Origin of the sequence: Streptomyces sp. NPDC052236, assembly GCF_044548015.1 — a bacterium.
GTDB lineage: Bacteria > Actinomycetota > Actinomycetes > Streptomycetales > Streptomycetaceae > Streptomyces.
In genome coordinates, this window is the sequence record NZ_JBIUBL010000072.1 from 1 (window position 1) to 6,835 (window position 6,835).

5 protein-coding genes are annotated in these 6,835 nt (G+C 69.9%); 4 read left to right on the top strand and 1 reads right to left on the bottom strand.

What is annotated here, in order from left to right; genetic code table 11:
- The first annotated feature begins 176 nt into the window (after positions 1–176).
- Positions 177–614 (top strand): hypothetical protein, encoded by a 438-nt coding sequence (locus tag ACIHCQ_RS44375; RefSeq protein ID WP_399675003.1) that lies wholly within the window; start codon positions 177–179, stop codon positions 612–614.
- A 433-nt stretch (positions 615–1,047) separates the two neighbouring features.
- On the top strand, positions 1,048–3,246 hold the full coding sequence (locus tag ACIHCQ_RS44380; protein ID WP_399675006.1) for an SdrD B-like domain-containing protein: 2,199 nt from the start codon (positions 1,048–1,050) through the stop codon (positions 3,244–3,246).
- A 94-nt stretch (positions 3,247–3,340) separates the two neighbouring features.
- Here the strand turns inward: ACIHCQ_RS44380 and ACIHCQ_RS44385 are convergent, their stop codons facing one another.
- Complete coding sequence (locus ACIHCQ_RS44385; RefSeq protein ID WP_399675008.1) at positions 3,341–4,612, bottom strand: Dyp-type peroxidase; 1,272 nt, start codon at positions 4,610–4,612, stop codon at positions 3,341–3,343.
- A 53-nt stretch (positions 4,613–4,665) separates the two neighbouring features.
- On the opposite strand from ACIHCQ_RS44385, the gene ACIHCQ_RS44390 reads away from it, so the two are divergent.
- Positions 4,666–6,045 carry a nitrous oxide reductase family maturation protein NosD gene (locus ACIHCQ_RS44390; RefSeq protein WP_399675010.1) on the top strand — a complete coding sequence of 460 codons (1,380 nt, stop codon included), beginning with the start codon at positions 4,666–4,668 and terminating at the stop codon, positions 6,043–6,045.
- The gene (locus ACIHCQ_RS44395) at positions 6,042–6,764 is read left to right on the top strand and encodes a hypothetical protein (RefSeq protein ID WP_399675013.1); all 723 of its coding nucleotides are present in this window, start codon (positions 6,042–6,044) and stop codon (positions 6,762–6,764) included. Before ACIHCQ_RS44390 ends, ACIHCQ_RS44395 begins: the two co-directional genes overlap by 4 nt.
- Positions 6,765–6,835: the final 71 nt, after the last annotated feature.

Here is a 6,835-nt window from a genome sequence, read left to right on the forward strand (position 1 = left end):
GTTCGGGGTTTCCTGCAGTCGACCTCCTGCCGCGGCCACTGGCGGACACTGACCACGCCGGTCTACTCCAGCAATTTCGCCGTCCAGGTCATCGCCCAAGACCACCGCTGGTCGATGGTGCGCCGCCTGGTCTGCGACACCGAACTCAAGACCGCCGACCGCGCCGCAGGACTGTGTTGCTGCTGTTCGCCCAACCTGCCGCGCGCATCAGCCAGCTCACCACCGACCATGTCATCGACGACGGACACGCCTTGCGGCTGCGGCTCGGCCGTCAGCCCGTGTACATGCCAGCCCCTCTGGACAACCTGATCCGCGAGCTGGTCCTCCACCGCCGAGGACGCGCGCCCACCCTCGCCGGGCACGAACCACGTTGGCTCTTCCCCGGCGCCTACGCCGGACAACCGATCGAACCCCACAGCCTTGGCCGCCGCCTGGAGACGCTCGACATTCGGCCACGCGTGGCTTGCAACGCCTCGCTGATGGACATCGCCTCTGAACTGCCGGCCTTCGTCTTCAGCCGGCTGCTCGGCTTCAGCCAGTCCACCGCCGACAACTGGGATGTCGAGGCCAGCGGCTTTGGCCCCGACTACGCCGCCGAGATCAGCCGACGCTGACCCCCACCCCTGAGAGTCCATGGCTTCACCGCCCAGGTCGCCGGCTTCACCCCGGCGGCGTTCAGCAGCTCCAGATGGCCGCCCGTGACCGGGGTCGGCAGGGGGTGACCGCTGCGGCGGCTCCGTCTCGTGCCGCAGGTAGGCGACGTCTGAGGCAGCGATGGCCGTGTGACGGGCGAGTTGCTGAACTTGATGGAGCACTGGTCACCCATTCGGCCTATAGTCACGAACGGTATGCGTTTTGTTACTCTGAGCTAACGATGTGGCTGTGGTGCGGCGATGGGGGGCCGCTTTCACCAGGGCTCATGAGGGGCCTGACGTCCGAGACCTGACCTGCGTCTCCCCTGCCGAAAGCCACCGAACACTGGGACTCCGAGCGAAACCCGCTCTGGGCCCCACTCCATGGCGACTGCGAGGCAGAGATGGGAATTACGTGATCAGACGAACGACCTGGCTGGCGGTGTTGGCGTTGAGCTGCGCCGGCGCCCTGCTGGCGCCCTCCGGGCCTGCGTCGGCCGATGTCGGCGAGGGCAAGGTAACCATCAATGTGTTCAGGGAGTACGCCGCCAAGGGCGATCTCAACCCGCAGATCCAGACCCCCCTTGCCGGGGCGACCATCACGGTCACGACCGGTGCCGGGGACGATCCGCGGCCCTACCCGGTAGGCCCCGACGGGACCGTCACCATCGACTTCGACGACTGGCCGGACTCGGATGGAAAGTACCGGATCGAGCTGACCGACTGGCCAAACAAGTACGACCCGGCCACCGGCACGGGTTTCCTCCGTCCGGCGTTCGCGGGCTCCGGATTCTCCTCCCACCTCAACTTCGTGGACATGGGAGAGGGCAAGGACGTCACGATCAACCTGGGCGTGTGGAATCCGGACGACTACTGCCAGGACAATCCCACCCTGGCCACCGCCTGCCAGCAGGCGGCGACCAATCCCGGCAGCAAGACCCTGGTCACCTTCCCGTACAACGCCCGGGGAGACACGCAGGGGAACACCACCAACCCGAGGCCGATCGCCCACGTCCCCAACACCGGAGCCCTCTACGGGCTCGCGTACCGCAAGAAGAACAAGCGGCTCTTCTCCGGTGCCTACGCCAAGCGCCACACCGAGTACGGCCCCGGAGGCCCCGGCGCGATCTATCTCACCGACCGGACCACCGGCACCACCAGCCTGTTCACCACCGTGCCGGACGCCGGCACCACCCCGCATAACCAGGCCGCCCGAGTGGACGCAGCCTTCTCCAACCGGCCCGGCAAGGAATCCCTCGGAGACATCGAGATCTCCTCGGACGGCTCGGAGCTGTACGTCGTCAACATGAACGACGGCAATCTCTATACCTACGACGCCACCCAGACATCGGCGGTCGGCCCCCAGCGGGCGCCGGTGAAGATCCCGGACACCGCCTGCGCTCCTCCCGCCGACTGGCGGCCGATGGGCCTGGGCGTACGCGACGGCGTGCTCTACGTCGGAGGTGTCTGCTCCGCCGAGAGCACCCAGGACGTGACCAAGCTGCGGGCCGTGGTGTGGACCTACGACCCCACCACCGGCACCTTTGGTGCGGCACCGATCGTCAACCAACCGCTCAACTTCCCGCGCGACCCGGCCTGGGCTCCCACGCCGGGTAACTGGAAGCCGTGGACGAAGGACGACCTGACGCAGTTCCCCATACAGGGCGCGTCCGTTGCGTATCCGCAGCCGATGCTCAGTGACATCGAGGTGGAGCGCGACGGCAGCCTGGTCCTGGGCTTCCGCGACCGGTACGGCGACCAGTCCGGACTGCAGATTCCCAACGCCAACCCCGCCAGCGGGACGCTGGAGAACGCCAACACCGGCGGCGACATCAACAAGGTGTGCCGCAAGGCCGACGGCACGTACCACTGGGAAGGCAGCGCCGACTGCCCCCGCAACGGCAACGAGTGGTTCACCGGCGACACCTGGTACGACGGAACCAGCCACCTCGAGACCGCGCAGGGGGCGCTGGCGCTGCCGCTGCAGCAGGACAAGATCGCCAGCACCGTCATGGACCCGTACCGCACGATCCAGTCCGGCGGGATCGGCTACTTCGACCGGGAGACGGGAGTGCGCGGCGTCGGCGCCGCCCCGGACGGCTTCGGCGTCGTCTACCCGAACGACGGCGGCTTCGCGAAGGCCCACGGGCTGGGCGACTTGGAGCTGCTGTGCGACGAGCCGCCGGTTCAGATCGGCAACCGGGTGTGGGTCGACGACGCCGGCGGCAGCCAGGATGCCCATGAAAATGAGATCCTGGGCATCCCCGGCGTGACGGTCACCGTGCTGGATTCGGCCGGCCGGGTGGTTGCCACCACGAAGACGAACGACAAGGGCGAGTACTACTTCGATCACCGCGACGGCATCCAGCCGGACACCAACTACCGAGTGGTATTCGACAAGACCACCGCTGACACCAGCAAGCTCCCCCGCAAGTACCGGAACATCAGCAAACTCAAGTGGACCAGCACCGCAGGCACCGACCCGGCGACCAATTCAGACGCTGAGCCGACCGGCGGCAACAATTCCGCCTCGACCGCTGTAGCGAGCGTGACGACCGGTCCCCCGGGCTCGGTCAACCATGATCTGGACGCCGGGATGTGGGCAGGCACCTGACCGTGCCTTGATTCTCAGCGAACCTACGGGTCCGGGCCGCTCGGTACGTGCGGCCCGGACTCTCGGCTTGTTTCGCGTTCCTGATTCCCCTGATTCAAAAGAACAGCGAGGCACCGAGTGGACGCGTGACCGAGTAGCCCGGCAGCACCAGGAAGGTGCCGGAGGCGGTGGCCGTCGCGAACCCTGCCAGCTCGTCGCCGTCGTCCAGCCGCTGTTGCGTCGCCACGAAGGTGCGCAGCTCCCGCTGGAAGCAGATGAACAGCAGCCCGCGGTCCTGCGGGCCGTTGGCGTAGCTGTAGCCGCGCCGCAGCATCAGCCCGCTGCCCGTGCCGTTGGGGTTGGCGCGGCGCGCGTGCGCCATGGCTGGGACCAGGTAGCGGCCCTGCGCGGACTTCGCGCCCAGATCCATGGGCGCGTCCGGGCCGCCGCCGCTCAGCGGCGCCCCGTCCTCGCGACGCCGCCCGATCGCCCCCTCCTGCTGTGCGAGGTCCTGGGCGAGGAAACGTGCCACATCCAGCCGCAGGCGCCGCACCACCATGACCGTGCCGCCCCGCACCCGGGCCGGGGCCGGCAGCCACACCTCCTGGTCCAACTCCCGTCCGGTGCGCGGTACGACGATGCCGTCCAGGAACCCCAGCAGATTGCGCACCGGCACCGGCTGTCCGGCCTGAGTGGGCGGCGCGGGGGGCCGGAAACCGTGCTGCGTCCAGCGCGGCGCCGCCGAGTGCTCCTGGAGCCAGGCCCTCAGGGCGCCGTCCGCCAGCGTCACCACCTGCGGGTCGGACCCGCAGACCTGGACCATCAGGTCGCCGCCCCGGGCCGAGTCCGGCATCTCCTCCCGCGCGAATCCGGGCAGTTCACGAGCTCCGGGCAGGTCGTTGTCCACGGCTGCCACGACCCGCGGGCCCACCCCCACGGTGACGGTCAGGTTGCCCGGCGGGAGTCCGCCCAGGGCCGCGTCACCGTCCGGCGTGGTGAGCGTGAGGACACGGCTGCCCAACTCGGCGACAAGTCTCCCGCTCCGGCGCGCGAAGTCACTGCCCGGCGTGTCCGGGCGTCCGGCTCCGGGCAGGTCATAGACCGACAGGTCCACGTGCTGCTGGGGCTGCACCGGGCGGTCAACCCCGGCCTGTCGACTGCCCCGAGCGGACACGGCCACCATCCCCGGCGCGGAAGACGACCCGGTCCGGGAGGCCCCCGCCCGGGACACACCGTCTCCGGGAGCGGCCGGCCGTCCCCGCGCACCGACCGCGTATCCGGTGACCCCGGCAGCCACCATGGCCGCCGTGCCACTCACCAGTGCCCTGCGCCGCGACGGCCGCTGCTGCGTACCTGATTCACCCAACCGAGTACTTTCAGTGGTCATTCGAGCACTTTAAGCTAAAGCCCGCTGTTCTCACGGATCGGAAGAAACCGCACATGATGCCGCTCATCGCCCGCCGGGCACATGGCCGTTGGCGCGCCGCGACGCTGGGCGGCGTGCTGGCTGCCGCACTCCTGTGCGGCGGCTGCTCGGGAACGTCCACCACCACCGACGGCCACGCCCGAGCTCGCACCGGTCCCGCCACCATCCGGGTACCGACGCAGGCGGCCACGATCAACGCCGCCCTCACCCGGGCCCGCCCCGGCGACCTGGTGCTCGTCTCGCCCGGCGTGTACCACGAGAGCGTGCGGGTGCGCACCGACCGCGTAGTGCTGCGGGGCACCGACCGCAACCGCGTCATCATCGACGGCCAGGGCCGACGCTCCAACGGCATCGTGGTCACCGCCGCGGGCGTCTCCGTGGAGAATCTGACCGTCCGCAACCACCTCCTCAACGGAGTCCTGGTCACCGGTATGAGCGACGCCGACGGCGGACTCGCCCGCGGCAGCGACGGCTACCAGCACCTCGACCCGGCCCGCTTCCCGCCGCTCGACGGCTTCCGCGTCCGCTACGTCACCGCCCACGCCAACGGCCTGTACGGCATCTACGCCTTCAACGCCCGGCACGGCGTGATCGACCACAACTACGCCTCCGGCAGCGCCGACTCCGGCCTCTACGTAGGCCAGTGCAAGCCCTGCCACGTACTCGTCCAGGACAACACCGCCGACCACAACGCCATCGGCTATGAAGGAACCAACGCCAGCGGACCCATCTGGGTGCTGCGCAACCGCTTCACCCGAAACCGGGTCGGAATGACCATCGGCACCGACTACCAGGAAGCCTACGTACCCCAAACAGGCGGCGTGGTCGCCGGCAACCTGGTCTCCGGCAACAACGCCCCCGACACCCCCGAACAGGCCGACGGCGGCTTCGGGATCGGCATCGGCATCGCCGGCGGGCAGCACAACACCCTCCTGCGCAACCGCGTCACCGGAAACTCACGCGTCGGCATCGTCCTCGCCTCCCACGAGGACGTGCCTCCCCTGGGCAACCGGCTGGAGGACAACGCCCTGTCCGCCAATGCGGTCGACATCGCCTATCAGGCCTCCAGCCGAGCGCCGGGCCAGGGTAACTGCCTGCGCGGCAACACCCTGCACCGCACCCTCCCGGAAGACCTCTCCCGCGCCGCGCCGTGCCCCGGCGGAAACAGCCGCACTTCCGCTACGGAGCCCCGCACCCGCACCGCCCCGCCACCGGCCGGCATCCCGTTCCTGGACGTCGCGCCGCCCCCTGCCCAGCCACAACTCCCGCACGCCCACACCGCACCCGCCACCCCCGCCCTCCACCTGCCCGGCGACGTACACCCCGACCGCGTACCCCTCCCCGCCCCGGACCTGCTCGCCACACGCTCCCGCCAAGACGAGACCGCACGATGACACACCCACACCGCCGCACCCCGCGGTGCCTTCCCGCCTGCGGCATCGCGCTGACCCTCCTGACCCTCCTCGGTGGCTCAGCCTGCACCCAGGACAAGCCGCCCGCCCCAGCCTCCGCCACTACCGCCCCCGCCCTGACCACCCCACAAGCCGAACTGCTCGCCCTCACCCGGTTCGCCAACTACCGGCGCGGCGCCGCCCAGGTCACGGCCGACATCCCGGTCCAAGGACAGTCCGCCCGGCTCACTGGCCGCCTCGACTGGCGCCACGGGACCGGCCTCGCCATCCTCCAAGGCAACGGCGGCGTCCTCGAACACGGCCGCCACCTCCTGCGCTGGGACCGCACCACCGTCTCCATCCAGCACAACTGGACCGGCCCCCTCCCCACACACCCACCCCGCGACGGCTGGACCGGGCGCGCCCTCACCCCCCAGACGTCCACCATCGACACCACCCTGCTCCTGCTGCTCAACCTCGCCACCGACCGACCCGACAACGCCCAACTACTCCTCCACAGCGGCGCCCGCCGCCTCGGCCAGGAGAACGTAGAAGGCGTCCCCGTCACGGTCTTCGCAGGCCCGTCCACCCCCGCACCGGGGGCAGTGCGCACCACACCGGGCCGCACTCGCTACTGGATCGACGCGGACGGAGACCTGCGCCGCTTCTCCGCCCTACCGGGCGGTGCCAGCGGCTGGCTGGTAGCGACGTTCACCGCGTGACCTCGTGCCGCCCTCACCAGTGCTGCCGGAGACACGCCGGTGATCCTGCTATCAGCTCGGCTCCTGACCAT